The sequence below is a fragment of the Pseudomonas sp. SIMBA_041 genome, from assembly GCF_046535095.1.
Classification (GTDB): domain Bacteria; phylum Pseudomonadota; class Gammaproteobacteria; order Pseudomonadales; family Pseudomonadaceae; genus Aquipseudomonas; species Aquipseudomonas mucoides.
On the sequence record NZ_JAWRXJ010000513.1, the window covers coordinates 1 to 259 of the forward strand.

Sequence of the window (259 nt, forward strand, 5' to 3'; positions counted from 1 at the left end):
TGATCGGCAGGTTGGGCAGATAGTCGTCCAGCTCGAAGACCTTGAAGGCCTGCGAAAACGCGCGCATCCGGCGTATGTGCTCAATCTGCTCGTCGCCCACCTGGCGCTGCAGGACGATGCTGTCCGGCTGGTAACGCTCCAGTTCGCCTGGTGCCAGGTGATTCCACGACAGCAGCCCCTCGGCCAGCCCCTCGCGGCTGAGCGCATCGAGCGGCTGGATGACCCGGTAGTTGCCACAACCCTGCCTGTCCGCCGCATG

1 protein-coding gene is annotated in these 259 nt (G+C 64.9%); it reads right to left on the bottom strand.

Annotation, left to right across the window (positions count from 1 at the left end):
- Window positions 1–259: hypothetical protein (locus tag SB725_RS32135; protein WP_410923535.1), on the bottom strand; the 259-nt coding region annotated here is incomplete at both ends.